Origin of the sequence: Streptomyces sp. NPDC048479 (genome assembly GCF_040651435.1) — a bacterium.
Classification (GTDB): domain Bacteria; phylum Actinomycetota; class Actinomycetes; order Streptomycetales; family Streptomycetaceae; genus Streptomyces.
Genome location: NZ_JBEZKA010000022.1, coordinates 64,680 through 91,013, shown reverse-complemented (window position 1 = coordinate 91,013; position 26,334 = coordinate 64,680). Strand labels below are relative to the sequence as shown.

Genomic DNA, 26,334 nt, shown 5'->3' with positions numbered 1-26,334 from the left:
CGGCTCTCCCTTCGGCCAGGTCGAACCGTCCGAAGGACTGGCCGCTCCTGGCCTGCCGGAGACCGAGGGTTGATCCCGGCGGAAGGAGCCAGACATGGAAGCGATCGTCTTCGAAGAGTTCGGCGGACCCGAGGTGCTGAGCCCGGCGCAGGCCGAGGAGCCGCACGCCGGTCCCGGCCAGGTGCGGGTGAAGGTCATGGCCGCGGGGGTCAACCCGCTCGACTACAAGATCCGTTACGGCTGGATGGAGCAGCAGTTCCCGACGAAGCTTCCCGCGATCCCGGGCCTGGAGTTCGCCGGGATCGTCGACGAGATCGGCGAGGGCGTGACGACCGCCGCGGTCGGCGACGAGGTGCTGGGCTGGACCACCACCGGTGCGTATGCGCAGTACGCCCTGGCCGAGTCCTTTGTCCCCAAGCCGGCCGGACTGGACTGGGCGGAGGCCGCGGCCCTGCCGGTCGCGACCGAGACCGCCCAGCGGGTGCTCGATCTGCTCGGCGTGCGCAGCGGCGAGACGCTGCTGCTGCACGGGGCCGCGGGGGTGGTCGGCGTGGTGGCCGTCCAGCTCGCCGTGGCGGCCGGTGTGACGGTCATCGGCACGGCATCCCCGGCCAACCACGACTCTCTGCGGGAGCTGGGCGCGACTCCGGTCGCGTACGGCGACGGTCTCGTCGAGCGCGTCCGCGCGGCCGCTCCCCAGGGTGTGGACGCCGTCTTCGACGCGGCGGGCAAGGACGCGCTGCCGGCCTCGGTCGAGCTGCGTGGCGGTACCACGGACCGGATCATCACGATCGCGGACCCGGACGCGGCCGCGCACGGAGTCCGCTTCTCGGCGGGCGGCACGGAGCCGCCGGAGATCGCTCTGGCGGAGCACGTCCGGCTGGCGGCCGACGGCAGGATCCGGATTCCGGTCGCGGAGGCCTTCCCGCTGGCGGAGGCGGCCAAGGCCCACGCGCTGAGCGAGACGGGCCATGTGCGCGGAAAGCTGGTGATCACTCCGTCCGAGGGGTGACCGTGGGCGTGAGCGTACGGACGACGCGGGCCGGGTTGCCCACTGCGAGCACCCCGGCCGGCAGGTCCTTGGTGACCACGGAGCCGGCGCCGACCACGGTGTTCTCGCCGATGGTCACGCCGGGGCAGACGATCACCCCGCCGCCCAGCCAGACGTTGTCGCCGATGGTGATGGGGGAGGCAGTCTCCCAGCCTGCCCGGCGTCGTTCGGTGTCCAACTCGTGCGCGGGAGTCAGGAGTTGGACGTTCGGTCCGATCTGTACGTCCGCGCCGACCGTGATCGGAGCGGCGTCCAGGAAGACCGCGTTGAAGTTGACGAACGTACGGTCGCCGATGGAGATGTAGCGGCCGTAGTCGCACTGGAACGGCGGCCGGATGCGTACGTCCTCGCCCACCGAGCCGAGCAGCTCGGCGAGGATCTCCGCGCGTCGGCCGGGGGACGCGCCGCCGTTCGCGTTGTACGCGGCGCAGAGCGCGGAGCGCCGCTCGGTGTCCGCGCCCAGCTCGGGGTCGTCCGGGAGGTACCACTCGCCGGCCAGCATGCGGTCCTTGTTCTCGCCCATCCCACGTCCCTCCACGGCGGTCGGCCTCTCTAGGATCGATCATGCGTGTTCGAACTGACCCAGGGGTGGGGAATCGTGGTGCGAGGTCTGATGCGCGGCACAGCTGTGGGACTGGTCCCGGCGGTGCTGGCGATGGTGGTGCTGACCGGCTGTTCGTCGGAGCCCGAGCCGGACGGGCCGGCGGGCGGGGCGAAGACTGCCGCGAAGAGCGGGACGGAGAGTGCCGCGAAGGGCGGGACGAAGAAAGCCGCGAAGGGCGGCGCGGTCGGAGCCGCGGGTTCGCCGTGCGCACTGCCCGTCTCGTTCGACCTCGCGGCGGACTGGAAGCCGAAGGCCGTCAAGGACGACCCGGAGTTCGGGCTGCCGAAGCAGGGCCTCGTCACTCTCGTCTGCGAGATCGACGCGAAGCCGGCCGGGAACATCGGCTTTCTCCGTGTCTGGACCGGCGGCGGCAGCGGCGACGATGCGCGCAAGGCGCTCGAAGCGTTTGTCGCGGCGGAGGCCAAGAGCCGTGACAAGGTCGCGTACAGCGCGACGAAGGCGGGCCGGTACGCCGCCGCCGAAGTGACCTACCTCAACACCAACGAGTTCCTGGACGCGCCCAAGAAGGAGCGGGCGCTCGCCTTCACGACCCCGCGCGGTGTGGTCGTCCTGCACCTCGGCGGACTGGACTCGGAGGAGCACGAGCAGATGCTCCCGGCCTACGAGCTGGCGAAGAAGAGCGTGCGCAGCGCCTGACGGGCCGCGCTCTTCCCGGGGCGGGCCCGTATCCGTACGGGCCCGCCCGAAGTGCCCGATCGTCGCGGCACTGCGAGGCTTGGTCCATGCGAGTGGCACTGGCACAGACCGACTGCGCACTGGGTGAGGTGGACCAGAATCTCCGGACGGCTCGCGAGCAGATCGAGCAGGCCGCCGCCCAGGGCGCGGACCTCGTCGTCTTCCCGGAGCTGAGCCTGCACGGCTACCACCTGGGCGCGCTGAAGCGGGACACCTCGGTGGAGGCGCGCGATCCGCGGCTGCTGGAGCTGGGGACGCTCGGCCCGGATGTGGTGGCCGGGTTGCACGAGCACACCCGGCTGCGGGCGTACAACACCTCCGCGTACTACAGCGGCGGTGAACTGCTGCACGCGCACCGGAAGTTGTACCTCCCCAACTATCTGGCGTGGGAGGAGCGCAAGCACGTCAGTCCGGGCCAGTCGGTGCGCGCGTACGATCTGCCGCGCGGCCAGGGCCGGGCCGCGACCCTCGTCTGCAACGACGCCTGGCAGCCGGTGCTGCCGTGGCTGGCAGTGCAGGACGGCGCCGAGGTCATCGTCGTGCCCACGAACAGCGCGGCCAGCCTCGATCCGGAGGCGATGGACACAGGCCTGTACTGGGACATGCTGCTGTCCTACACGGCACGGATGCTGCAGTGCTGGGTCGTCTTCGTGAACCGGGTGGGGAGCGAGAACGGTGCGTCGTTCTGGGGCGGGTCCCGCGTCGTGGACCCGCGCGGAGCCGTGGTGGCCCAGGCCCCCAAGTGGGAGCCCGGCCTGGTCACCGTCGACATCGACGTCCACGAGGCGCGCCGCCAGCGTCGGGCCGTGCCGCTGGTGGCGGAGGCGCGCCTCGGGCTGATCGACCGCGAGGTACGGCGGCTGATCGACGAGGGCGGGGACAGCTAGGTCGTACATACCGCTCCGCCGATGCCGTGATGGATGCCGGTCGGGGTCGGGTGACTGTCGAGGTGGGGTGACTCGGGCCTCGGGGTGGGGCCGGCCGTACCACCTGGGATCATCGGTACGTGAGTACGGTCGAGAAGGCGCTGGCAGGTGCGCTGTACGTGGCGGACGACTCGGCGCTGGACACCGCGGCCTCGCTGCTCGCGGCGGACCGGGCGGCCGATGCGGAACTGCGGCTGCGCGGCGAGGAGTTTGTCCGCCGGGCGTGGGAGCGGGGCTGGCAGCCGGCCGATGCCGTACGGATCGTCCGGCGCGACCTGGACGAACACCATGTCCGGCTCGTCTGCGGCCTGATCGCCGAGGAGACGAAGCGGTACGGGGAGCGGCTGCCGCCCCGCTGGTCCGCACAGCTCGCCGATCTTGAGACGGGGCAGTGGCGCGCTGACCGCTTCTCGTACGCGACGGCGGTGCTGGAGCTGTACCGGTTGCTGGTCCGGCTGCCCTCGATCGAGCCCGTCGGCCCGGTGCCGGGCGCTTCCGCCCTGTACGTGGCCCCGTCGGCCGGGGAACCGCGCATGCTCACCCGGATCCGCGCGCTGCTCGCCAAGGCGGAGGCGACGGGTTATCCGGAGGAGGCCGAGGCGCTCACGGCCAAGGCACAGGAGCTGATGGCGCGGCACAGCATCGACGAGGCGGTGCTCGCCGCGCAGACCCACCGGGCCGATGCGCCCGCGGCCCGCCGGATCGGCGTGGACGCGCCGTACGAGACGGCCAAGGCGATCCTGCTCGACGCGGTCGCCTCTGCGAACCGCTGCCGCGCGGTGTGGAACAGCGGCTTCGGCTTCTCGACGGTCGTCGGCTTCGAGGCCGATCTGGAGGGTGTCGAGCTGCTGTACACCTCGCTGCTGGTGCAGGGGACGGCGGCGATGACGCGGGCGGAGGCGGGCCAGCGCGCCGGTGGCCGCAAGCGGACGAAGACTTTCCGGCAATCGTTCCTGATGGCGTACGCGAGCCGGCTGGGGGAGCGGCTGGCGGCTGCGACCAACAGCGTGACCGCCGCGGAGGACCTGCTGCCCGTGCTGGCGTCCCGGGACGTGGCGGTCACGGATCACGCGGACCGGATGTTCCCGCGGACGACGAGCACCCGGGTGCGCGGGGTGACGGACCTGGCGGGTTGGGAGCACGGCACAACGGCGGCGGACAGCGCGCACATGCCGAAGGCGCACCCTCCGCTTACTTGATGCCCGCGATGAAGGCGGCCCAGGTGCGGGCGGGGATCAGCGCGGATGCTCGCCGAGCCGTCAATGTCCTTGCGTGCAGCCATGGTTCACCGTTCCACGGCTCGCTCTGTGGAGCCCTGAACCCTTTCACGGCGCGACGAACCGCGTCACTGTGTAAGCGGTTCGTCACACAGTGCACTGGAAAGGCATACGGGCATGAACGATCCCGCCCCCCACGACGCGCACGACTGCGTCGAGCAACTCCGTACCGCACTGGCGGCCCTCGGCATCACCCTGCCCTCCCTCGGCGTCGATCCCCTGACCTTCGCCGGCAGCAGCCCACCGAGCCTCGTGGCCCTCGGCAACTGCAACACAGCCACCGCCCGCGAGCTGGCCGCCGCCCTGCAGAAGGCGGCCGCGCAGTGAGGCTGGGGCGTCGGCTCGAGCTCGAACTGCTCGCCGTCCCGCAGGCGGTGGCCGCTCTGCGACAGACCGTGCGGCAGCATCTTGGCAAGGAGTGCGTCGACGTACAGCTCTGCGTCAGTGAACTGCTCAGCAATGTGATCCTGCACCTCGGCGAGGGCACCCCGGTCACCCTCCGTGTCAGCGGCGCTGACGGCGGGCTCACCCGCGTCGAGGTCACCGACCCCGACCCGGGCGCCATACCCGTGCCCGCTCGGGCTGCCGACTACGACGAGTCGGGACGCGGCCTCGCCCTCCTGGACGCGGTGTCCCTGCGCTGGGGTGTGGTCCGGGGCGAGGACAGCAAAACGGTGTGGTGCGAGCTGGGCGACGCGTAGTCCAACGGCGCACCCCCTGCCCCGCCCTGAGACAGGGCAGGGGGCCGTGGATCAGCGCTGCTGGACGAACGCCCGGCCGTCGTGGGCGTCGGCGGAGCAGGACTTCTTCTCCGCTGCGGTCATCTTGCGGCTCTTGACGACCACCGCGTTGCTCGTGCCGTCCGTGCCGTTCGGGGCCGGGCCGGTGACGGTGTCCTGCCAGAACCAGTAGTAGTGACCCCATTTGGGGCTGTCGTAGTGGGTCTGCCACGTGCCGGAGACCTGCTGCATCACCTGGGCGCGGGAGATCCAGCCCACTTCACCGGGTTTGACAGTCATGCCCAGGGAGCTGCTCTCCGAGTGCGTGCTCGACCAGCTGTGGCTGTAGCTCGCCGTCACACTCAGGTCGATGATGCCCGCGATCTTGCCGCCCGCGGTGACCGAGACGCCGACCGAGTCGGTGGAGCCGACGGTGTCGCTCCAGGTCATGGACTGAGTTGCGTCCGACGTACTGCAGTTGAAGAGCGAGTCGGAGACCTGGCGGAACCCACCCAGGTACGCCTCGCCGAGCTGAGGGGAGTTGAAGGTGCACTTGCCCTCGTCCGAGGCGCAGTCCGCCGTGAGCTGCTGCCGTGTCGGCTGCTCCTCGGCGGCCGCGGACGGGGCGGCCGCCGCCGCTGTCCCGCATGCTGCCACTGCTATGGCCAGTAACCGGCCGCCGTGCCGCATGGCGCGGTTCATCGTCATCCTGGTGCCTTTCGCGTTGTGCATTGGGGGCCGGTGAACCGGACGACTCTGTCCGAGAGTTGAGGGTCCCGGTACGCCTCCGAGCTCACCGCCTGTGCATGCGAGGCTGTCCCAACAGCCTCCGCAGCCACACCAAGAGGAGGCAAAGTTGTAGTTAGGGTGAAACTGGCGGCTGCGTCGGCTCGGCCCGTGAGGAACCCTGTGCGGCGGCAGCGGCAGCGGCCCGCGGATGCCGCCACCCGGGGCTGAGCAACCGGCGCGGTGCGGACGGAAGAAGCCCCGCCCGGCGCCGCCCGCCTGCTCTAGGCAACTCCGGCCCCGAACTTGTGCGCTGCAACTGCGCAGGACGGGCCCGGGACGCTGCACCCCGGGCCCGTAGTCATGCCGAGATCAGCAGGTGCGCCCGACGTAATACGCACCTTGGATCTTGTCGGCCGATCCCAGCCAGGTGTCGCCGGGGGCCACGCACCGCTCGTAGTTGGGCCCGAACACCTCGACCTCGATGACTACGTGTGAGCCGTCGCTCGTGCAGTGGTTGTAGTGGGCGTCGCTGCTGGTCTCGTAGAACCCGCAGGGGTTCATCGCGGCCACTGGGCCGGGAGCGGCGGATGCCGCAGTGGGCAGACCGAGGACAAGAGCTGCAGCGCCGACAGCGGCCAACAGGGAACGGCGAACACGCATGGGAAGTCTCCTTCTTGAGAACGCGATGCCCGAGTACTGATCACCCGTGCACCTGGAGACCATTGCGCCAGTCGATCCGGGTAGTCACGCGATCTCGCTCGCACGAGTGAGGGAGTGCACTGGATCGAGTGCCGACCGTTTGGTCGCCGCCGGCAGAAGTTCGTCCTCCGCGGTGGTCCCGGGCCGGCCGACCCTGCTCCGTCGTGGCCGCGCGCTGGCCAGTGGCCGCACGACGACGGGCCTCGGACCCGTGAAGGTCCGAGGCCCGTAACCGACGTCGTACGTCAGGGAGTAGGGATGCCCGTCGGCAGCCCTGCGTCAGGGAGTCGGGATGCCTGTCGGCAGCCCTGCGTCAGGGAGTCGGGATGCCTGTCGGCAGCCCTGCGTCAGGGAGTCGGGATGCCTGTCGGCAGCCCCGTCGGCAGCTTGCCCGCCGACTTGGTCAGCGTGTCCTTCGCACCCGCGTCCCACGAGATGACCAGCGTCTTGCCGTCGTTGGACTCGATCGTCCCCATCGTGCGGTCGGTGTTCCCGTCCGCGCACTTCAGCGACAGCATCTGCTTGCCCATGTCCGACACCTCGCCGGTGCAGGCGTGCCCGTCGGCCAGCAGCACCGCCTTCGTACCGGTGACGGCCAGGGACACGGCCTTGCTCTCGGTCACGCCTGCCCAGGCGCCCTCGACGTTTCCGCTCGCGGCGTCGCCTCCCCCGCCGCCGGCCTGCGTCGGCGTGGTGGAGGGCTTGTCCTTGGCCGCGTCGTCGCTGCTGCCACAGCCGGTCAGCGCGAGAGCGGCGACAAGTCCCGCCGCGGCGACTGACCTACGTACGAGCTTGTGCACTTATCGGTCCCCCATGTCGGTTTGCAAGACCGCGCCAAGCTACCAGGAGGACTTGCGCACCCCTCCGGGTCCTCCAGGTCGATCGATTACCTGAACATGGGAGCCGGAACGGCGCGGCACACGTCTCTTCCTTGTGTACGAAGGATTCGGCGCCGCGGGAGACGCCGAAGAAGCTGTAACCGAAGGGCCACCCCGCGTGCACGTGCATCTGCTCATGCATTGGCATATGAACAGAGCTATGATCCGGGACAGTTGACCTATGCACCTTGTCCCCGGGAGCGACTCGTGCACCACGCGTACAACGGCATCGCGGCCACGGAGCTCCACGGGGTCGTCTGGCAGAAGAGCAGACACAGCAACTCCCAGGGGTCGTGCGTGGAGTTCGCCAAGTTGCCGGGCGGAGACGTGGCGATGCGCAACTCACGGCACCCCGACGGCCCCGCACTCGTATATACGCCTGCCGAGATAGAAGCGTTGCTTCTGGGAGTCAAGGACGGGGAGTTCGATCACCTGATCGTGGGGAGCTAGCCCGCCCGAAGGCGGGCCCGGCTCAACCCGGCGCTAACCCAGCAGGAACAGCGCCCAGACAACCTTTCCGTGCAGCGCCCCGGCGAGCGGGTGCCAGCCCCAGCTGTCGCTGAAGGAGTCCACCAGGAACAGACCGCGGCCCGACTCGGCCGCACCACTGGGGTCGGGAAAAGGGATGTCGTCGCTCTCGCCGGTCCCCGGACTGGCATGGCTGGGGTCGCGCACCGCACACACCAGCCGGCTCGTCCAGCGCATCAAGTGCAGCCGTACGGGCGGTTCCTGAACCTCCCGCGGAGTCTCCGCGGGCAGCGCGTGCCGTAGGGCGTTGGTGACGAGTTCGGAGACAACCAGCGCGACATCGTCGAATCTGTCGCTCAGATCCCACTGGCCGAGCGTCGCCTTGGTGAACTGCCGCGCTCCGCGCACCGCTTCATAGCGGGCGGGCAGGGCGCACGAGGCTGAGCTGGAAACCGCTGCGGGATCGATGGGGGGAAGCCCCTGCCGTAACGGCTCGAGCATGGTCGATCCATTCATCCCCATGCGAGGCACTCCCGGGAATCGCGGCTGTGACGCTACAACACGAACGAGCACGCAGGTGCGCGAGGACCATGGTTCCGAATGCGTAGGGCAGATGCAAGGGCAGATGCACGTGCACGCGCCGGACCTGTCCGCTCCCGTGCCGGTTCTTGCTCATTTCTTCCTCCAATCTCTTTCGCCCCCCTTCCCGAAGCCTTCTCATTTCCGTAATCGAATGAGTACGGGCTGAAGCGTTTTGGTGGCAGAATCCCGGGTCTCGGGGTTCGGGGGTGCTCCGTCAGGCATACCTATGAGGCGATGGGGAGGGTTGGGGTCGTGACCGCAGGCGAGTCGAGCGGTTCCGTGGTACGGCGCATCCTGTTGGGCTCACAGCTGAGGCGGCTGCGCGAATCGCGTGGCATCACCCGTGAGGCGGCTGGGTACTCCATTCGCGCATCCGAATCCAAGATCAGCCGCATGGAGTTGGGACGGGTGAGCTTCAAGGCGAGGGACGTCGAGGATCTGCTGACGCTCTACGGAGTCGCCGACGAAGCAGAACGAGGATCCCTGCTGGGCCTCGCGAAGGAGGCCAATGTCGCCGGGTGGTGGCACAGCTACGGCGATGTGCTGCCCGGCTGGTTTCAGACATATGTGGGGCTGGAAGGCGCCGCCTCACTCATCCGCATCTATGAAGTGCAGTTCGTGCACGGCCTGTTGCAGACCGAGGCGTATGCCCATGCCGTCGTCACCCGCGGCATCCCCGACGCGCCGCGGGCCGAGATCGACCGCCGGGTCTCGCTACGTCTCGAGCGCCAGAAGGTTCTCGTCTCCGAGCGCGCGCCGCGCTTCCACGCCGTGCTCGACGAGGCCGCGCTGCGCCGTCCGTACGGCGACCGGGCCGTGATGCAGGGCCAGTTGAGGCATCTCATCGAGATCTCCGAACAGCCGAACATCACACTGCAGGTGATGCCCTTCAGCTTCGGCGGGCACGCGGGCGAGAGCGGAGCCTTCACCATGCTGCGCTTCCCGGAGTCGGACCTCTCCGACATCGTCTATCTGGAGCAGCTCACCAGCGCGCTGTATCTCGACAAGCGCGAGGAGGTCGCTCAGTACGAACGGGTCATGCGGCGACTGCAGGAGGACAGTCCGGATCCGGCCGAGAGCCGTGACCTTCTCCGTGGTCTTCTCCAACTCACCTGAAACGTCAGTACGATGACGTCACATCAGGCATCTGCCTCTGCAGTCTTCTGAGGTTAGGAATCGGATCACATGTCCTTCTTCACCGAGCTGGCCCACCAGTACATCGATGGCGAGTGGAGGCCGGGAAGCGGCTCCTGGGACATCATCGATTTCAACCCGTACGACGGCGAGAAGCTGGCCTCGATCCCGGTCGCCACCGCTGTGGAGGTGGACCAGGCCTACCGCGCCGCCGAGCGCGCGCAGGAGGGCTGGGCCGCGACCAATCCGTACACCCGCCGGCTGGTCTTCGAGCGTGCTCTGCGGGTCATCGAGGACCGCGAGCAGGAGATCGCCGAGACGATCATCGCGGAGCTCGGCGGCACCCGTCTGAAGGCGGCCTTCGAGCTGCACCTCGCCAAGGAGTTCCTGCGCGAGGCGGTGCAGCTTGCGCTGCGGCCCGAGGGCCGGATCCTTCCTTCGCCGACCGACGGCAAGGAGAACCGCGTCTACCGCCTGCCGGTCGGCGTCGTGGGCGTCATCAGCCCCTTCAACTTCCCCTTCCTGCTGTCGATCAAGTCGGTCGCGCCGGCGCTGGCGCTCGGCAACGCCGTGGTGCTCAAGCCGCATCAGAACACCCCGATCTGCGGCGGATCCCTGGTGGCCAAGGTGTTCGAGGAGGCGGGCCTGCCGGCCGGTCTGCTGAATGTCGTCATCACCGACATAGCGGAGATAGGGGACGCGCTGATCGCGCACCCGGTGCCGAAGGTGATCTCCTTCACCGGTTCCGACAAGGTGGGGCAGCATGTCGCCACCGTCTGCGCGGCGAACTTCAAGCGAGCCATCCTCGAACTCGGCGGCAACAGCGCGCTGATCGTGCTCGACGACGCCGATGTCGACTACGCGGTGGACGCGGCGGTCTTCAGCCGCTTCGTGCACCAGGGCCAGGTCTGCATGGCGGCCAACCGCATCCTGGTGGACCGGACGGTGGAGAAGGAGTTCACCGAGAAGTTCGTCGCCAAGGTCAAGACTCTGAAGGTCGGCGACCCGGCGGACCCGCAGACCCACATCGGCCCGCTCATCAACTCCACGCAGGCCGACGCGGTGACATCGCTCGTCGAGCAGACGGTGGAGGGCGGCGCGACCGCGCTGCTGCGCGGGACCGCCGAGGGCAATCTGGTGGGTCCCTCGGTGCTGACCGACCTGGCGGACGACTCGCCGATCCTTTCGCAGGAGATATTCGGTCCGGTGGCGCTCATCGTGCCGTTCGACGGGGAGGACGAGGCGGTCCGGATCGCCAACGACACTCCGTACGGCTTGAGCGGCGCCGTGCACACCGGTGACGTCGAGCGCGGGGTACGGATCGCGCAGCGGATCAACACGGGCATGATCCACATCAATGACGGCACGGTTCACGACGAGCCCATCGTCCCGTTCGGCGGCGAGAAGCACTCCGGCAGCGGGCGGCTGAACGGTGAGTCGATGATCGAGGCGTTCACCACCCAGAAGTGGATCTCGGTGCAGCACGGCCGCTCGCAGTTCCCGTTCTGACCCTGGTGTCCAACCCCTCTGCCCGACCCTGCTTCGACTTTGCGCCCACGGACCCTTGCGGACAGAACCTGACCGCAAGGGTCCGTAGCGTGAGTGGTGTCAGAAGGAGGGCGGACAGCCTCTCCGTGAAGCACCCGGAAGGGCGGACATCATGGTCACTCACGTTCCCGCAGAGGCCCACGGCGACGAGCGCGGCGCGCTCCTCTCCTTCGTCGAGGCGCAGCGCGGCGCGATCCGCCGCTCCGTACTCGGACTGACCGAGGGGCAGGCGGCAAGCCGCCCGAGCGCCGGCGAGCTCTCGCTCTCCGGACTGCTCAAGCATGTCGCGGAGACAGAACTCGGCTGGCTCCGGCTGGCGCAGCAGAAGCCGAACGAGAGGCAGCGCACCGAGGAGACCTGGGGCGACAGCTTCCGTCTCGTCGAGGGCGAGACGGTTCCCGGGGTGCTGGCCTTCTGGGACGAAGTGGCCAAGGAGACCGCCGAGTTCATCCACTCCGTGCCCAGTCTGAACGACACCTTCCCGCTGCCCGCGCAGCCCTGGTACCCCAAGGACGGTGCGGTGTCGATGCGCTGGCTACTGCTGCACCTGGTGGAGGAGATCGGCCGGCACGCGGGCCACGCGGACATCGTCCGTGAGTCGCTGGACGGCAAGACCGCCTTCGAGCTGGTGGCCCTGGAGAGTGGGCAGGACTGGGGTTAGGACTCCCCGGCTTCCACCGCGGCGGCCCGTGCACGCAGACGGGCCGCCGTGTCGTCGTCGTCGAGCTGTTCGGCGACGTCCGCCCGCAGCGCGAGGAGTTGGACGAGCTGTACGGGGGTGGGCTGCTCGTCCTCCAGGCCCAGCACCCGGTCCAGGATCTTCGCGGCGCCCGCCGGATCGTCCTTGGAGTCGGCGAAGAGCGTCGCCATGTGCAGAGCACGCGCGAAGGTCTCCCGGTGAGCCGGCCGGTGGTGCTGGTCCTCGGTGATCTGCTTCCCGACGCGGATGCAGTTGCCGCCGGGGTCGGTCATCAGGAACTGGCGCACCCCGTAGCTCATGTCCTTGAGCATCCCGATGCGCGGCAGACCGCGCGTCGGGATCTTTCCGTACGCTGCCTTCAGACCGGTCCGGAAGGACTCGTACAGCGCGTCCACCTCGTCCGTGGCGACGTAGCAGGTGCTGAACGATCCGGCGGGGTCGTACTTCTTCATCCCGAAGAACTGCAGCTGGATGCTGCCGCGCTCGACGACGGCGTACGGATTGGGGCTCTTCTGCTGGAAGGTCACCTCGAAGCCGAGCGCAGTGTAGAAGTCGAGCACCGGCTGGAGGGTCTGGCACGGCAGGATCGGAATCGTCTTCTCGGCCATGCCAGCTACTCTAGTCAAAGTTGAATAGAAAGGTACGCGGATGTCTGCGATCCGGCTGCTCGTCCTCGGAGCCGTACGCCAGCACGGGCGGGCGCACGGTTACCAGGTCCGCAACGACCTGGAGTACTGGGGCGCGCATGAGTGGTCCAACGCCAAGCCCGGCTCGATCTATCACGCGCTGAAGCAGATGGCGAAGCAAGGGCTGCTGCACGCTCATGAGATCGCTCCGTCCACGGCCGGCGGGCCGCCGCGCACCGAGTACGAGATGACCGAGAAGGGCACCGAGGAGTACTTCGCGCTGCTGCGCGAGTCGCTGACGTCCTACGATCAGAAGATGGACGTGCTCTCGGCGGGGATCGGCTTCGTCGTCGATCTGAAGCGGGAGGAGGCCGTGGCGCTGCTCAAGGAGCGGGTGCGCGGACTCCAGGAGTGGCGGTCCTCGGTGACGGACTACTACACGCCCGAGGACGGCCCCGAGTCGATCGGGCACATCGGCGAGATCATGAATATGTGGGTCTCCTCGGCGGACTCGGGTGCGGAGTGGACGCAGGGCCTGATCCGGCGGATCGAGGACGGGGCGTACACCTTCGCGGGGGAGGGCGAGCCGTTTGTGGGGGTGCTCGCCGAGGGCGAGGAGAACCCGTACGCGACGGGCGAGCCGCATGAGGAGGATCAGAGCTGATCAGGTCCGTCCCATCGGGCCCTCGTCCCGTCGTGGACCTTCGCCTCGTCGTGGATCTTCGCCTCGTCGTGTACCTGGGCGCGTCGCCCGGCCGGCTCGGCCGCTGACACCGGAACCGGCGGAAGTCAGTGGTGGAAGGCTGTCGCCGCTGCCGTGTACTTGCTCATGGGGTGGGACTGGCGGCGCAGTTCCGGCATCAGCGTCCGCAGGTCTTCGAGCAGCAGCTCGCTGAGGTCGGCCGAGAAGCCGTTGCGGCAGACCACCCGCAGCACCGAGAGATCCTCGCGGTTCGCCGGGAAGGTGTACGCGGGCACCAGCCAGCCGTGCTCGCGCAGCCGTCGCGAGACGTCGAAGACATCGAAGTTCTGCACGTCCGGTGCGGTGGTCAGGGCGAACACGGGCAACTGGTCACCACGGGTGAGGAGTTGGAAGTCGCCCAGGGCCGCGATCTCGTCCGCGAGCCCGAGGGCGACATCCCGGGTCGTCTGCTGGACGGCCCGGTAGCCATCCCGCCCCAGCCGCAGGAACGTGTAGTACTGCGCCACGACCTGCGCGCCGGGCCGGGAGAAGTTGAGGGCGAAGGTGGGCATGTCGCCGCCCAGATAGTTGACCCGGAAGACCAGCTCCTCGGGCAGCTCGGCGGACGAGCGCCACAGCGCCCAGCCGACGCCGGGATAGACCAGGCCGTATTTGTGCCCGGAGGTGTTGATGGAGGAGACCCGCGGCAGCCGGAAGTCCCAGACCAGCTCCTCGTCGATGAAGGGCGCGACCATCGCGCCGGAAGCGCCGTCGACATGAACGGGGATGTCCAGGCCGGTGCGCTCCTGGAGGGCGTCCAGGGCCGCGCAGACCTCGGCGACCGGTTCGTACGACCCGTCGAAGGTCGAGCCGAGCACGGTGACGACGCCGATGGTGTTCTCGTCGCAGAGGTCGGCGGCGGCCTGCGGGTCGAGGTGGAAACGGTCGCCCTCCATGGGCACGAGGCGCGGCTCGACCTCCCAGAAGTTGCAGAACTTGTCCCAGCAGACCTGGACGTTGATGCCCATGACGAGATTCGGCCGGGCGGTGGCGGGGTAGCGGTCGCTGTTGCGCTGCGTCCAGCGGCGCTTGAGGGCCATCCCGGCGAGCATGCAGGCCTCGCTGGAGCCGGTGGTCGAGCAGCCGACCACGGCGCCGGGATCCGGGGCGCACCAGAGGTCGGCGAGCATGGCCACACAGCGCCGCTCCAGTTCGGCCGTGCGGGGATACTCGTCCTTGTCGATCATGTTCTTGTCCCGGCACTCTCCCATCAGCACCCCGGCCTGCGGCTCCATCCAGGTGGTGACGAAGGTGGCGAGGTTGAGCCGGGAGTTGCCGTCGAGCATCAGCTCGTCATGGACCAGCCGGTACGCGGTCGCCGGCGGCATCGGACCGTCGGGAAGCCGGTGCCTGGGCGGAGCCAAGGTCATTCCACTGACCGGGTCGGCCTCCCCGAAGAAGGGATTGAGGGCGAGCCGGCGCCGCACCTGCTCGTCGGGGGAGTCGCTTGCGCCCTTGTGGAGTGGCATCCGTCGCTCTGCCTTCCTCGGCCCGTATGAGTTCAAGCGCGATGAGTTCACGTGCCGCGATGAGTTCAAGCGCGACGATGAGTTCAAGCGCGACGATACGGACAAAGCGGACTGATGGCTCGTCGGGCGGCGGTGAGGCCGCGTCGCACTTTTGGGCTTGCACCTGACGTGACGTGAGGACTCAGGCTGAGGCGCGTACCGAGAAACGAAGGGAGCGGAAGGCGATGAGCTACTCCGTGGGACAGGTCGCCGGTTTCGCCGGAGTGACGGTGCGCACACTGCATCACTACGACGAGATCGGACTGCTCTCCCCGAGCGGCCGCAGTGGTGCGGGCCACCGGCGTTACGACGACGCCGACCTCGACCGGCTGCAGCAGATCCTGTTCTACCGGGAGCTTGGCTTCCCGCTCGAGGAGGTCGCGGCGCTGCTCGACGACCCGGATGCGGACCCGCAGGAACACCTGCGCCGGCAGCACGAGCTGCTGTCCGCCCGGATCACCAGGTTGCAGCAGATGGCCGCCGCCGTCGAACAAGCCATGGAGGCGAAGAAGATGGGCATCAACCTCACGCCCGAGGAGAGGTTCGAGGTCTTCGGGGACAAGGACCCCGAGCAGTACGCGGAGGAGGCCGAGCAGCGCTGGGGCGGCACCGCGGCCTACGCCGAGTCGCAGCGGCGGGCCGCGGGCTACACCAAGGACGACTGGAAGCGCATGCAGGCCGAGGTCGCCGACTGGGGCGCGCGCTACGACGCCCTGATGGCGGACGGCGAGCCGCCGACCGGTGAGAGGGCCATGGACCTGGCCGAGGAGCACCGGCAGCACATCACCAAGTGGTTCTACGAGTGCACCTATGAGATCCACACGTGCCTCGGCGAGATGTATGTGTCGGACGAACGGTTCCGCGCCTTCTACGACTCCACCCGGCCGGGCCTCGCCGTCCATCTGCGTGACGCGATCCTCGCCAACGCGGTGCGCAACAGCTGAGTGATTCCTGTGGGTGGGTGATTCCTGGTCCGGATTCGGGCCCGTCCGGTCCGGATTCTGGCCCGTCCAGGGCTCAGGTACGGGCCAGGATCACCGCCGTACCGTATGCACAGACCTCCGTGCCCACATCCGCCGCTTCCGTCACATCGAAGCGGAACATCAGCACCGCGTTCGCGCCGCGCGACCGCGCCTGCTCGACGAGCCGATCCATCGCCTGGTTGCGGGTCTCGACCAAGGTCTTGGTCAGCCCCTTCAGCTCGCCGCCGATCATCGACTTGAGGCCCGCGCCGATCTGGCTGCCCAGATGCCGCGAGCGCACCGTCAGACCGAAGATCTCGCCGATGACCTCCTGCACCTGGAATCCGGGTACGTCGTTCGTGGTGACGACCAGTACGTCGGACTGCGGGCCCTGTCCGCCGCCGTAATCCTCGATGCCCATCTGCGTCCACCTTCCGTACCGCTGCCGTCCGGGGCTTGTGACGCACAGCTTCGTCCCAGTCCGCGCACAGTGCATCCTGAACAGGCGGATGGAACGTGGAGCTGCCCGAAGGCGTTGATACCTTTGGGCGGCCGACCATGCCGATCGCCGATCGACCGACTATCGACTCAGGAGCCCGGACCTCGTGACCACCCTTGCGCTCGGACCGAGCTGGCTGGACCCGGACTATCTGATCGGGACATTCGGCCTCATCGGTGTCCTGGTCATCGTCTTCGCCGAGTCCGGCCTGCTCATCGGCTTCTTCCTGCCGGGTGACTCGCTGCTGTTCACCACCGGCCTGCTGGTGACGACCGGGAGCCTGAACAGCCTTCCGCTGTGGGCGGTGTGCGCCTTGGTGGTGCTTGCCGCGGTGGTCGGTGACCAAGTCGGCTATCTCTTCGGCCGAAAGGTCGGCCCCTCTCTCTTCAAGCGCCCCGACTCCAAGCTCTTCAAGCAGGAGAACGTGGAGAAGGCGCACGAATTCTTCGAGAAGTACGGCCCCAAGTCGCTGGTCCTGGCCCGCTTCGTGCCCATCGTGCGGACCTTCACGCCGATCATCGCCGGTGTGAGCCGGATGAACTACCGCTCGTTCATCACCTTCAACGTCATCGGCGGCACGCTCTGGGGCGCGGGTGTCACCCTGCTAGGCGCCGCGCTCGGCAACGTCGAGTTCGTCCACAAGAACATCGAAGCGATGCTGATCCTGATCGTGCTGCTCTCGGTCGTCCCGATCGGGATCGAGTTCCTGCGGGCCCGCTCCAAGAACAAGAAGGAAACCGCCGCTGCCGGACCGGCCGCCGATGTGCCGTCGGCCCAGCGCGGCCGCCACGCCAAGCGCTGACCCCTTCCCGCCGGGAACGTCCAGCAGTTCCCCCGGAGGGTCCCGAAGTCCCGCCGCAGGATCCCGAAGCCGGAGGTCTAGAAGCCGCGTGTCCGCTTGGCCGCGCGGCGCCCGGCCGGCCCCTCGGTGACCGGCACCCGCAGGAACAGCCGGGAGATCTCCCCACCCAGGTTCACCCCGATCGCGATGGCCAGCGCCAGCGCCGCCGCCTTGGACAGTGAGGCGAGGCCCGCGTTGAGGTCGTTCCTGGCAATCTCCAGCAGCCCGAAGTACGTCGCGCTACCCGGCAGCAGCGGCCCGATCGCAGCGGTGACGTACGGCAGCGCGGACGCGAACCGGTAGCGCGAGAGCATCTGCCCGAACAGGCCCACCAGACCGGCCGCGACGGCCGTCGCGGCGACCGGCGGTGCACCCGCGGTGTCCGCCAGCGCCCCGTACACCACCCAGGCCACTCCACCGTTGAGCGCCGCCAGCAGCACTGTGTTGCGCTCCTGCTGCAGCAGTACGGCGAAGCAGAGCGACAGCGCCATCGCCGCCAGCGTCTGGATCTCCGGCCGCTCCACGCTGTGGATGGCGGTCTCCGGGTTGAGGCCCGCGTCCAGCGCGACGCCCAGATAGAGCACCATCAGCACGCCGACGACGATGCCGACGACGAGATAGCCGACCTCGAGCAGCCGGGCGGCCGCGGTGATGTAGAAGCCCGTCAGGCCGTCCTGCACACCGGCGACGAGAGCCCTTCCCGGGATCAGCGCGAAGAGTCCACCGGTGATCACCGCGGAGCCGCGTACGTCCAGCGGCGAGAGCGTCAGGGCAACACCCATCGCGGCCGGCGGCATGGCCGCGACGACGAACTGGTAGAACTCCGGCAGCCCGCGCCCCGCGCACAGCCAGGCCAGCCGGTCGCCGAGCACCGCGCCGATCGCCGCCGCCAGGAACACCACCACATCACCGCCGACCAGCACGGATGCCGCGCCGGCCAGCAGACCGCCGGACGCGGTGAGCGCCCAGCCCGGGTACGGGTGCCGGTTACGCCGGATCTCCGCAAGCCGCCGGTAGGCCTCCTCCAGGGAGATCTCCATCTCCTCGGAGCTGATGTCGTGGACGAGGCGGTAGACGGCCGCCAGCCGGGTGTAGTCGGTGCCCCGCCGCCGTACCGTCCGGTTCGCCGTCACCGGATCGTCGACCAGCGAGGGCTGGTACGTGATCGACAGCAGGGTGAAGGTGACGGTCGGCTCGCAGCGGTCCAGGCCGTACGAACGCGAGATGGCGAACATGGCGGCCTCGACGTCCTCCGCGCCCTCGCCTCCCGCGAGCAGCAGTTCGCCGATACGGAGCGTCAGGTCCAGCACGCGGGGAACGGCGGGACCGCCCTCGTCGTGCTTCTGCACCGCTTCGGGAACCGGCCGTTCGCCCACCGGCATCCGCAGCATCGCCCGCATCCGGTCCTGCCAGGGCCCGTCCTTGGTGAGCCGGACCGCGGGGATGCCGTGCGCGGGGGTGAAGGCGGGCGGTGAGTCCTTGGCGCTGTAGGTGCGGGGCGGGGCGAAAGCGGAACCCTCCGGCTCGGCCGGAGCTTCGGTGCCGATCCCGGCCGGAACGGCGAACTCCGAGGATGGATGGTCCTCCTCGGGCGCTTCCGGCTGTCCCACCCCCGCTGGTGAGGTGAAGGCGCTGTGCGCCTCGTCGGACTGAGGCTTCCGGTCTTCCGGACCCTCCGGCTCCGCCACCACGTGCTGTCCTCGCTCCCTCTCGTGTCGCCGTGTCAGCTCAGTATGGGCACGGACACCTGGCCACACGAACGACGGGCGGTACACCCCGGAGGGTGTACCGCCCGTACGAGCAGCTCAGCGGCGTATCATTACGCGCTCAGCGCCGGCTCAGCGAGCCCGTCCAGCGGGAGCTCAGTGAGCCCCGCCCTGCGCCTCGAGGCGCTTGTACGAGGCCTCGATCTCCGCCTCGGCCTCAGTGCGGCCGACCCAGTTCGCACCCTCGACGGACTTGCCGGGCTCCAGGTCCTTGTAGACCTCGAAGAAATGCTGGATCTCCAGGCGGTCGAACTCGGACACGTGGTGGATGTCGCGCAGGTGCTCCACTCGCGGGTCGGAGGCCGGCACGCACAGCAGCTTGTCGTCGCCGCCTGCCTCGTCCGTCATCCGGAACATTCCGATGGCGCGGCACTTGATGAGGCAGCCGGGGAAGGTCGGCTCGTCAAGGATGACCAGCGCGTCCAGCGGGTCGCCGTCCTCGCCGAGGGTGTTCTCGACGAAGCCGTAGTCGGCCGGGTAGCTGGTCGAGGTGAAGAGTCGACGGTCCAGGCGGATCCGACCGGTCTCGTGGTCCACCTCGTACTTGTTCCGCGAACCCTTCGGGATCTCGATGGTGACGTCGAACTCCACGGGTGGCTCCTCCATGATCAACACATACGTCTGGTGGTTAAGTGTCCCTCACGCAGGTGTGTGATCGCGAAAGGGGCTGGTGCGAGGTGCCAGAGGTCAGGACGTGGCAGCTCGCTGCGGGCGCCGCCGTGGTCGGCCTCGCCCTCGCTGCCGGGGCGGTGGCCGCGGCCGGTCCTTGGGACTCCGGTCAGCGTAAGGCCGAGAGGCAGCGGGTGGCTGCCCAGAGCGACGTGGGTGGCGCACATCACGAGGTCCGCAGGCCGAGGCGGCCGGCGCCCGCGCCCAGCGCCCCCGGAGTGCTCGCCGCGCTCGGCGCTCCAGCGACCGCACCCGCGACGGCCCCGGCAACCGCACCCGCCGGGCTCGCGAAGCTGCTTGCACCGCTCGTCGGCGACCCCGGCCTCGGAGCGGTCCATACGGCCTCGGTCGTCGATGTGGCGACCGGCAGGCAGCTGTACGGGAAGGGGGCCGCGGACCCGATGACACCGGCCTCCACCATCAAGATCGCCACCTCGGTCGCCGCGCTGTCGGCGCTCGGCCCCGACCACCGCATCCCCACCACGGTCGTCGCGTCCAAGGACGGCAAGACGCTCACCCTGGTCGGCGGCGGCGACGCGAGCCTCGACAGGGCCGGTCTGGGCAGGCTCGCCGACCGGACGGCACGTGCCCTGCGCGACCGTGGGACCACCACGGTCCGCCTCACGTACGACACTTCGCTCTACGCGGGCCCCGGGCAGCACCCCATCGGCCCCAATGGCAACATCGCCCCGGTCAGCGCGCTGATGGTCGGTGAGGGCCGGATCGACGACAGGACCACCGGCAACGCCCGGCGTACCGGGGACCCGGCGGGTGACGCGGCCCGCGCCTTCGGGCGCCTGCTGTCCGAGCGAGGCATCAACACCTCCGCGGAGCCCGCTTCCGGCCGGCCCGCCGCCGGTTCGGTCCCTCTTGCCAAGGTGCTCTCCGGACCGCTCTCGGCGCTGGTCGAGCGGGCGCTGACCAACAGCGACAACGACATCGCCGAAGCACTTGCCCGCCAGACCGCGATCGCGACGGGCGAGGAGGTGAGCTTCGACGGGGCCGCGCGTGCCGTCACCGAGCAACTCGCCAAACTGAAGCTCCCGTTGACCGGCGCACACTTCGCCGACGGCAGCGGTCTGAACCGCGACGACAAACTCTCCGCGAGCCTGCTGACCGCGCTGCTGACCCGCGCCGCCGACCCGGCCCACCCCGAATTGCGCCCGGTCCTGACCGGCCTCCCGGTCGCCGGCTTCAGCGGCACGCTGCAGACCCGCTACGGCGCCACCTCGCCCGGCACCGGCCTGGTGCGCGCCAAGACCGGCACCCTGAGCGGCGTCAACGCCCTGGCAGGCACGGTCGTAGCCCCGGACGGACGCCTCCTCGCCTTCGCTTTCCTGGCAGGGAGCACCCCGTCCGCGGAGGCCGCCCAGCCCGCCCTGGACCGGCTGGCCGCCGCACTGGCTTCGTGACGTACCCGGCGAATCGACCGGTTCCGACACCTGACCGCCGCCGGAGCCGACAACGTACGGTTGACGCATGACGAGCATCGGTGGTGTCGAGATGGTCGACTGGAATCTCGCTGTGGCGACCGCAACCCGCTTCGTGCGGCCGGGCCCCGACGTGAGCCGGGACGAGGCGCGTGCCGTCGTCGCCGAGCTGCGCAGGCATGCCAAATCCTCTGAAGAGCATGTGCGGGCCTTCACCCGGATGATCCCCGAAGGCCATGAGCCGCAGGACACCCCAGTCCTCGTCGTGGACCGGGCGGGCTGGGTCAAGGCGAACGTCGCGGGCTTCCGCGAGCTGCTGAAGCCGCTGCTGGACAAGATGCAGGAGCGCCGTTCCGGCAGCCCGGGAGGCGCACTGGTCGGCGCGGTCGGCGGCAAGGTGACCGGCGTCGAGCTGGGCATGCTGCTGTCGTTCCTGGCCTCGCGGGTCCTCGGACAGTACGAGACCTTCGCCCCCGCCACCCGCGAGCTGCCCGCCGGTCAGAACGGCGGCGGGCGGCTGCTCCTTGTCGCCCCGAACATCGTCCATGTCGAGCGTGAACTCGAGGTCGAACCGCACGACTTCAGGCTCTGGGTCTGCCTGCATGAGGAGACCCACCGCACCCAGTTCACCGGTGTGCCGTGGCTTCGGGACCATCTCGAGGGCGAGATCCAGTCATTTCTGGGCGAGACCGAGGTCGACCCGATGACCGTTCTGGAGCGGTTCCGGGAGGCCGCCCAGTCGCTCTCCGGCGCCCGCCCCGAGGGCGAGGAGGACGAGGGCGGCCGCTCCATCGTCGAGCTGGTGCAGACCCCCGCCCAGCGCGAGATCCTCAGTCGGCTGACCGCCGTGATGTCGCTGCTGGAAGGCCATGCGGACTTCGTCATGGACGGCGTCGGACCAGATGTCGTGCCGTCCGTCGCCGAGATCCGGGAGAAGTTCCAGCAGCGCAGGGCCCGTGGCGCGAGCCGTCTCGACCAGGCGTTGCGCAAGCTCCTGGGGCTCGACGCCAAGCTGCGTCAGTACCGCGATGGCGAGCGCTTTGTTCGCTCCGTGGTCGATGAGGTCGGTATGGATGGATTCAACCGGGTCTGGACGTCCCCGAACACCCTCCCCACCAAGGCGGAGATCGCCAAACCGGCGGACTGGGTCGCGAGGGTGCACCGTAAAACAGAGTCGTGAGCGGGAGGCGTCCGACGGCAGAAGGACGCCCCCGTAATCACCCATCCGAGGGACCGTAGGCAATGGGTAGGCGTGCAATGCTCGGGTATCGGCCCGGTTCTGTCACCATCGACGCACTCTGAGTGACTGAATCTTCCGTCCCGACTCCGACCGAGGCACCCCCCAACTTTCACGAAGGGCACCGGACATGGGTCCCCATCCTGCGGTCGCGGCGATACGCCTGGCGGTCCGCCGCGTACTCCACGACGTACTCACCGAACACTGCGAACGTGTCTCGCGCTCCGTGGGCCACGCGGCTCCCGCGCACTCCTCCTCCGCGACCTCCCCCCTCCACACCGCGCCCTCAGGCGAGCAGCCGCTCGTCCTTGTGGCGTGCTCAGGCGGCGCCGACTCCATGGCCCTCGCCTCCGCCCTCGCCTTCGAGGCCCGCAAACTCTCCGTCCGGGCCGGCGGTATCACCGTCGACCACGGCCTCCAGGACGGCTCCGACCTCCGCGCCGCCGAAGTCGCCGCACGGCTCACCGCGATGCAGCTCGACCCCGTCGAAGCCATCGCCGTACGAGTCGGCCGCGAGGGCGGCCCCGAGGCCGCGGCCCGCGATGCCCGCTACGCCGCCCTCGACGACGCCGCGGAGCGCCACGGCGCCGCGGCCGTTCTGCTCGGCCACACCCGCGATGATCAAGCTGAAACCGTCCTGCTGGGCCTCGCCCGCGGCTCCGGCATCCGTTCGCTCTCCGGAATGGCGGCCGTCTCGGGGGCGGCGGGCCGTTACCGTCGCCCCTTCCTCCAGCTCGACCGGCAGACCGCCCGCAAGGCCTGCATGGTCCAGTCGCTGCCCGTCTGGGACGACCCGCACAACGCCGACCCGGCCTACACCCGCTCGCGGCTGCGCCACGAGGGCCTGCCCGCCCTGGAGAAGGCGCTCGGCAAGGGCGTCGTCGAGGCCCTGGCCCGTACCGCTCAGCTCTCCCGCGACGATGCTGACGCCCTGGACACCTGGGCCGCCGACGTGGACTCCTCCGTACGCGACGACGCCGGGCGGCTCGAGTGCGCGAAGCTCTACGCGCTGCCGCCCGCCGTCCGCCGCCGGGTGCTGCGCCGGGCTGCCATCGAGGCCGGTGCGCCGGCCGGTTCGCTCTTCGCCCGGCACGTCGAGGAAGTCGACCGGCTGATCACGAGCTGGCGCGGTCAGGGAGCCATCAATCTGCCGGGGCGCGTCGAGGCGCGGCGGCAGGGTGGCAGACTGGTCATCCGGCAAGGCTGACGCAGCTGCAGCGAATGCACAACGAAAGTGACCCGGGTGAACGAGAAGGACATGAGCACCGACCTCCAGTCGGTGCTCATCACCAAGGAAGAGATCGACGCGAAGCTGGCTGAACTGGCGGCGAAGATCGACGCGGAGTACGCGGGCAAGGATGTGCTCATCGTCGGTGTCCTCAAGGGCGCCGTGATGGTGATGGCGGACCTGGCGCGTGCCCTGTCCACCCCCGTCACGATGGACTGGATGGCGGTGTCGTCCTACGGCGCGGGCACCCAGTCCTCGGGCGTGGTCCGGATCCTCAAGGACCTGGACACCGACATCAAGGGCAAGCATGTCCTGATCGTCGAGGACATCATCGACTCCGGCCTCACGCTGTCGTGGCTGCTGTCGAACCTCGGTTCGCGCGAGCCGGCCTCCCTCGAGGTCTGCACTCTGCTGCGTAAGCCGGATGCCGCAAAGGTGGCGATCGACGTGAAGTGGATCGGCTTCGACATCCCGAATGAGTTCGTTATCGGGTATGGGCTGGATTACGCGGAGAAGTACCGCAATCTGCCTTTCGTCGGCACACTCGCGCCGCACGTCTACGGCGGCTGACCCCGCCGGGAACCTCAGCCCCCTTCTCGCCGTTGGAGCATGGGAGGGCGGGTTTGTCAGCCGTACCGTGCGGTCGCGGTGACGATGCTGGGGTACCGTCCGAAGAACAGTCTTTTCTCACAGCGGCATTTACCTACGGGCAGGAGGGACGGGGCGATTTCGCTCCGTATGGATGGACGTGAAGCGATACTTCCGTGGGCCGGTCATGTGGATCGTGCTGGCCGTCCTCGCCGTGGTCGTGTTGATGCAGGTCGTCGGCTCGTCCGGCGGCTACAAGACGGTGGACACAGGCGAGGTCGTCCAGGCGATCGACAAGAACCAGGTCGACCAGGTCAAGCTGACCACCGGCGACGAACAGATCATCAAGGTCGATCTGAAGGACGGCCAGAAGGTCAAGGGCAGCGACAAGATCCAGGCCAGCTATATCGGCACCCAGGGTGCTGATCTTGCGACCACTCTGCAGAAGAAGTACGAAGCGGGCGACATCGGGAAGGGTTACACCGTCTCGCCGTCGAAGCAGAGCCCGTTCGTCTCGGTGCTGCTCTCGCTGCTGCCCTTCGTCCTGATCGTCGTGGTCTTCCTGTTCCTGATGAATCAGATGCAGGGCGGCGGCTCCCGAGTCATGAACTTCGGGAAGTCCAAGGCCAAGCTGATCACCAAGGACACCCCGAAGACGACCTTCGCCGATGTGGCGGGGGCCGACGAGGCCGTCGAGGAACTCCACGAGATCAAGGAGTTCCTGCAGGAGCCGGCCAAGTTCCAGGCGGTCGGCGCCAAGATCCCGAAGGGTGTGCTGCTGTACGGCCCGCCCGGTACGGGCAAGACGCTGCTCGCTCGCGCCGTCGCGGGCGAGGCGGGCGTCCCCTTCTACTCGATCTCGGGTTCCGACTTCGTCGAGATGTTCGTCGGCGTCGGTGCCTCCCGAGTGCGTGACCTCTTCGAGCAGGCCAAGGCGAACGCCCCGGCGATCGTCTTCGTCGACGAGATCGATGCCGTCGGCCGGCACCGCGGTGCGGGTCTCGGCGGTGGCCACGACGAGCGCGAGCAGACGCTGAACCAGCTGCTGGTCGAGATGGACGGCTTCGACGTGAAGGGCGGCGTCATCCTGATCGCCGCCACCAACCGGCCGGACATCCTCGACCCGGCGCTGCTGCGCCCGGGCCGGTTCGACCGGCAGATCGCCGTCGACCGTCCCGATATGCAGGGCCGTCTGGAGATCCTCAAGGTCCACCAGAAGGGCAAGCCGGTCGCCCCGGACGTCGACCTGGGCGCTGTTGCCCGTCGTACGCCCGGCTTCACCGGCGCGGACCTGTCGAACGTGCTGAACGAAGCCGCGCTGCTCACCGCACGCGGCGACAAGAAGCTGGTCGACAACCACGCCCTGGACGAGGCGATCGACCGTGTCGTGGCGGGCCCGCAGAAGCGGACCCGGATCATGTCGGACAAGGAAAAGAAGATCACCGCGTACCACGAGGGCGGTCACGCCCTGGTCGCGGCGGCTTCGCCGAACTCCGACCCGGTCCACAAGATCACGATCCTGTCCCGCGGCCGTGCGCTCGGCTACACCATGGTCCTGCCGGACGAGGACAGGTACTCGACCACGCGCAACGAAATGCTCGACCAGCTGGCGTACATGCTGGGCGGGCGCGCGGCCGAGGAGCTTGTCTTCCACGACCCGACCACCGGTGCGGCCAACGACATCGAGAAGGCCACGACCACGGCCCGCGCGATGGTCACGCAGTACGGCATGACCGAGCGGCTCGGCGCGATCAAGTTCGGTGGCGACAACGCCGAGCCGTTCCTGGGCCGTGAGATGGGTCACCAGCGCGACTACTCGGAAGAGGTTGCCGCGCTCGTCGACGAAGAGGTCAAGAAGCTCATCGAGACGGCGCACAACGAGGCCTGGGAGATCCTCGTCGAGAACCGCGATGTTCTCGACAACCTGGTCCTCCAGCTGCTGGAGAAGGAGACCCTCGGCAAGGAGCAGATCGCCGAGATCTTCGCGCCCCTCGTGCGGCGCCCGGCCCGCCCTGCGTGGACCGGCTCCTCGCGGCGTACGCCGTCCACGCGGCCGCCGGTGCTCTCGCCGAAGGAGCTGGCGCTGACCAACGGCGCCGTCGGCTCCAACGGCTCCAACGGCGCGCAGCCGACGGATGCCGCTCCGGCCGTCGAGGCGGTCCCGGAGGAGCGTCCGGAGGGCTGACCCTGCCGTCGCTCCGGTCACATGGGGCCCGGAATGAATGCC

At 68.9% G+C, this 26,334-nt stretch carries 28 protein-coding genes; 18 read left to right on the top strand and 10 right to left on the bottom strand.

The window, feature by feature from the left end:
* Nucleotides 1–94: 94 nt before the first annotated feature.
* A complete protein-coding gene (locus AB0D12_RS29610) occupies nt 95–1,012 on the top strand; it encodes an NADP-dependent oxidoreductase (protein ID WP_362689281.1) in 918 nt (305 codons plus the stop codon).
* Here AB0D12_RS29610 and AB0D12_RS29605 read toward each other — a convergent pair.
* Nucleotides 993–1,574 carry a sugar O-acetyltransferase gene (locus tag AB0D12_RS29605; RefSeq protein ID WP_362689278.1) on the bottom strand — a complete coding sequence of 194 codons (582 nt, stop codon included), beginning with the start codon at nt 1,572–1,574 and terminating at the stop codon, nt 993–995. The genes AB0D12_RS29610 and AB0D12_RS29605 overlap by 20 nt on opposite strands.
* 45 nt (nt 1,575–1,619) lie before the next feature.
* Here AB0D12_RS29605 and AB0D12_RS29600 point away from each other — a divergent pair, with 45 nt between their 5' ends.
* From AB0D12_RS29600 to AB0D12_RS29580, 5 genes are all read left to right on the top strand, one after another.
* The gene (locus tag AB0D12_RS29600) at nt 1,620–2,312 is read left to right on the top strand and encodes a lipoprotein (RefSeq protein WP_362689275.1); all 693 of its coding nucleotides are present in this window, start codon (nt 1,620–1,622) and stop codon (nt 2,310–2,312) included.
* 86 nt (nt 2,313–2,398) lie between these two features.
* Nucleotides 2,399–3,238 carry a nitrilase-related carbon-nitrogen hydrolase gene (locus tag AB0D12_RS29595; protein ID WP_362689272.1) on the top strand — a complete coding sequence of 280 codons (840 nt, stop codon included), beginning with the start codon at nt 2,399–2,401 and terminating at the stop codon, nt 3,236–3,238.
* A 119-nt stretch (nt 3,239–3,357) separates the two neighbouring features.
* Nucleotides 3,358–4,476 (top strand): DUF2786 domain-containing protein, encoded by a 1,119-nt coding sequence (locus AB0D12_RS29590; RefSeq protein ID WP_362689269.1) that lies wholly within the window; start codon nt 3,358–3,360, stop codon nt 4,474–4,476.
* Nucleotides 4,477–4,671: 195 nt separating this feature from the next.
* Nucleotides 4,672–4,881: a hypothetical protein gene (locus tag AB0D12_RS29585; RefSeq protein WP_362689266.1), complete on the top strand. Its 210-nt coding sequence runs from the start codon at nt 4,672–4,674 to the stop codon at nt 4,879–4,881.
* Nucleotides 4,878–5,255 (top strand): ATP-binding protein, encoded by a 378-nt coding sequence (locus AB0D12_RS29580; RefSeq protein ID WP_362689263.1) that lies wholly within the window; start codon nt 4,878–4,880, stop codon nt 5,253–5,255. The genes AB0D12_RS29585 and AB0D12_RS29580 overlap by 4 nt, the downstream gene beginning before the upstream one ends.
* A gap of 51 nt (nt 5,256–5,306) precedes the next feature.
* Here the strand turns inward: AB0D12_RS29580 and AB0D12_RS29575 are convergent, their stop codons facing one another.
* The 3 genes from AB0D12_RS29575 to AB0D12_RS29565 form a co-directional block, all read right to left on the bottom strand.
* Nucleotides 5,307–5,981, bottom strand: a complete 675-nt coding sequence (locus AB0D12_RS29575; protein ID WP_362689260.1) for a hypothetical protein — start codon at nt 5,979–5,981, stop codon at nt 5,307–5,309.
* Nucleotides 5,982–6,371: 390 nt separating this feature from the next.
* Nucleotides 6,372–6,662, bottom strand: coding sequence for a DUF6355 family natural product biosynthesis protein (locus AB0D12_RS29570; protein ID WP_327325242.1), 291 nt, complete (start codon nt 6,660–6,662; stop codon nt 6,372–6,374).
* Nucleotides 6,663–7,048: 386 nt separating this feature from the next.
* Entirely contained in the window at nt 7,049–7,501 is a 453-nt protein-coding gene (locus AB0D12_RS29565) for a hypothetical protein (protein ID WP_362689256.1), read from the bottom strand.
* Between the two features lie 285 nt (nt 7,502–7,786).
* On the opposite strand from AB0D12_RS29565, the gene AB0D12_RS29560 reads away from it, so the two are divergent.
* Nucleotides 7,787–8,029: a DUF397 domain-containing protein gene (locus AB0D12_RS29560; protein ID WP_327325248.1), complete on the top strand. Its 243-nt coding sequence runs from the start codon at nt 7,787–7,789 to the stop codon at nt 8,027–8,029.
* A 33-nt stretch (nt 8,030–8,062) separates the two neighbouring features.
* On the opposite strand, the gene AB0D12_RS29555 is transcribed toward AB0D12_RS29560, so the two are convergent.
* Nucleotides 8,063–8,569, bottom strand: a complete 507-nt coding sequence (locus AB0D12_RS29555) for an ATP-binding protein (RefSeq protein ID WP_362689253.1) — start codon at nt 8,567–8,569, stop codon at nt 8,063–8,065.
* Nucleotides 8,570–8,881: 312 nt separating this feature from the next.
* Here AB0D12_RS29555 and AB0D12_RS29550 point away from each other — a divergent pair, with 312 nt between their 5' ends.
* The 3 genes from AB0D12_RS29550 (at nt 8,882) to AB0D12_RS29540 (ending at nt 11,972) form a co-directional block, all read left to right on the top strand.
* On the top strand, nt 8,882–9,745 hold the full coding sequence (locus tag AB0D12_RS29550) for a helix-turn-helix transcriptional regulator (RefSeq protein WP_362689250.1): 864 nt from the start codon (nt 8,882–8,884) through the stop codon (nt 9,743–9,745).
* Nucleotides 9,746–9,814: 69 nt separating this feature from the next.
* Entirely contained in the window at nt 9,815–11,272 is a 1,458-nt protein-coding gene (locus tag AB0D12_RS29545) for an aldehyde dehydrogenase family protein (RefSeq protein WP_362689247.1), read from the top strand.
* 151 nt (nt 11,273–11,423) lie between these two features.
* Nucleotides 11,424–11,972 (top strand): DinB family protein, encoded by a 549-nt coding sequence (locus AB0D12_RS29540; protein ID WP_362689244.1) that lies wholly within the window; start codon nt 11,424–11,426, stop codon nt 11,970–11,972.
* Here AB0D12_RS29540 and AB0D12_RS29535 read toward each other — a convergent pair.
* A complete protein-coding gene (locus AB0D12_RS29535; RefSeq protein ID WP_362689241.1) occupies nt 11,969–12,619 on the bottom strand; it encodes a VOC family protein in 651 nt (216 codons plus the stop codon). The genes AB0D12_RS29540 and AB0D12_RS29535 overlap by 4 nt on opposite strands.
* Before the next feature lie 40 nt (nt 12,620–12,659).
* Here AB0D12_RS29535 and AB0D12_RS29530 point away from each other — a divergent pair, with 40 nt between their 5' ends.
* Nucleotides 12,660–13,301 (top strand): PadR family transcriptional regulator, encoded by a 642-nt coding sequence (locus tag AB0D12_RS29530; RefSeq protein WP_362689238.1) that lies wholly within the window; start codon nt 12,660–12,662, stop codon nt 13,299–13,301.
* A 125-nt stretch (nt 13,302–13,426) separates the two neighbouring features.
* Here AB0D12_RS29530 and AB0D12_RS29525 read toward each other — a convergent pair whose 3' ends face one another.
* Nucleotides 13,427–14,848 (bottom strand): glutamate decarboxylase, encoded by a 1,422-nt coding sequence (locus AB0D12_RS29525; protein WP_362689235.1) that lies wholly within the window; start codon nt 14,846–14,848, stop codon nt 13,427–13,429.
* Between the two features lie 224 nt (nt 14,849–15,072).
* On the opposite strand from AB0D12_RS29525, the gene AB0D12_RS29520 reads away from it, so the two are divergent.
* Entirely contained in the window at nt 15,073–15,831 is a 759-nt protein-coding gene (locus AB0D12_RS29520) for a MerR family transcriptional regulator (protein ID WP_362689232.1), read from the top strand.
* Between the two features lie 73 nt (nt 15,832–15,904).
* Here the strand turns inward: AB0D12_RS29520 and AB0D12_RS29515 are convergent, their stop codons facing one another.
* A complete protein-coding gene (locus tag AB0D12_RS29515; protein WP_362689229.1) occupies nt 15,905–16,270 on the bottom strand; it encodes a YbjQ family protein in 366 nt (121 codons plus the stop codon).
* Nucleotides 16,271–16,454: 184 nt separating this feature from the next.
* Between AB0D12_RS29515 and AB0D12_RS29510 the strand changes: the two genes are divergently transcribed.
* Nucleotides 16,455–17,150, top strand: a complete 696-nt coding sequence (locus tag AB0D12_RS29510) for a VTT domain-containing protein (RefSeq protein ID WP_362689226.1) — start codon at nt 16,455–16,457, stop codon at nt 17,148–17,150.
* A 77-nt stretch (nt 17,151–17,227) separates the two neighbouring features.
* Here AB0D12_RS29510 and AB0D12_RS29505 read toward each other — a convergent pair whose 3' ends face one another.
* Together AB0D12_RS29505 and AB0D12_RS29500 are read right to left on the bottom strand one after the other, a co-directional pair.
* The gene (locus tag AB0D12_RS29505) at nt 17,228–18,880 is read right to left on the bottom strand and encodes a threonine/serine exporter family protein (protein WP_362689223.1); all 1,653 of its coding nucleotides are present in this window, start codon (nt 18,878–18,880) and stop codon (nt 17,228–17,230) included.
* Nucleotides 18,881–19,051: 171 nt separating this feature from the next.
* The gene (locus AB0D12_RS29500) at nt 19,052–19,546 is read right to left on the bottom strand and encodes an inorganic diphosphatase (protein ID WP_108151010.1); all 495 of its coding nucleotides are present in this window, start codon (nt 19,544–19,546) and stop codon (nt 19,052–19,054) included.
* A gap of 86 nt (nt 19,547–19,632) precedes the next feature.
* On the opposite strand from AB0D12_RS29500, the gene dacB reads away from it, so the two are divergent.
* The 5 genes from dacB to ftsH all read left to right on the top strand — a co-directional run bounded on the left by dacB (nt 19,633) and on the right by ftsH (nt 26,292).
* Nucleotides 19,633–21,036 (top strand): D-alanyl-D-alanine carboxypeptidase/D-alanyl-D-alanine-endopeptidase, encoded by a 1,404-nt coding sequence (dacB, locus tag AB0D12_RS29495; RefSeq protein WP_362689220.1) that lies wholly within the window; start codon nt 19,633–19,635, stop codon nt 21,034–21,036.
* Between the two features lie 67 nt (nt 21,037–21,103).
* On the top strand, nt 21,104–22,234 hold the full coding sequence (locus tag AB0D12_RS29490; protein WP_362689217.1) for a zinc-dependent metalloprotease: 1,131 nt from the start codon (nt 21,104–21,106) through the stop codon (nt 22,232–22,234).
* 187 nt (nt 22,235–22,421) lie between these two features.
* Nucleotides 22,422–23,498: a tRNA lysidine(34) synthetase TilS gene (tilS, locus tag AB0D12_RS29485; RefSeq protein WP_362689214.1), complete on the top strand. Its 1,077-nt coding sequence runs from the start codon at nt 22,422–22,424 to the stop codon at nt 23,496–23,498.
* Nucleotides 23,499–23,549: 51 nt separating this feature from the next.
* Entirely contained in the window at nt 23,550–24,089 is a 540-nt protein-coding gene (gene hpt, locus AB0D12_RS29480; RefSeq protein WP_362689211.1) for a hypoxanthine phosphoribosyltransferase, read from the top strand.
* Nucleotides 24,090–24,261: 172 nt separating this feature from the next.
* Complete coding sequence (ftsH, locus tag AB0D12_RS29475; protein WP_362689208.1) at nt 24,262–26,292, top strand: ATP-dependent zinc metalloprotease FtsH; 2,031 nt, start codon at nt 24,262–24,264, stop codon at nt 26,290–26,292.
* Nucleotides 26,293–26,334: the final 42 nt, after the last annotated feature.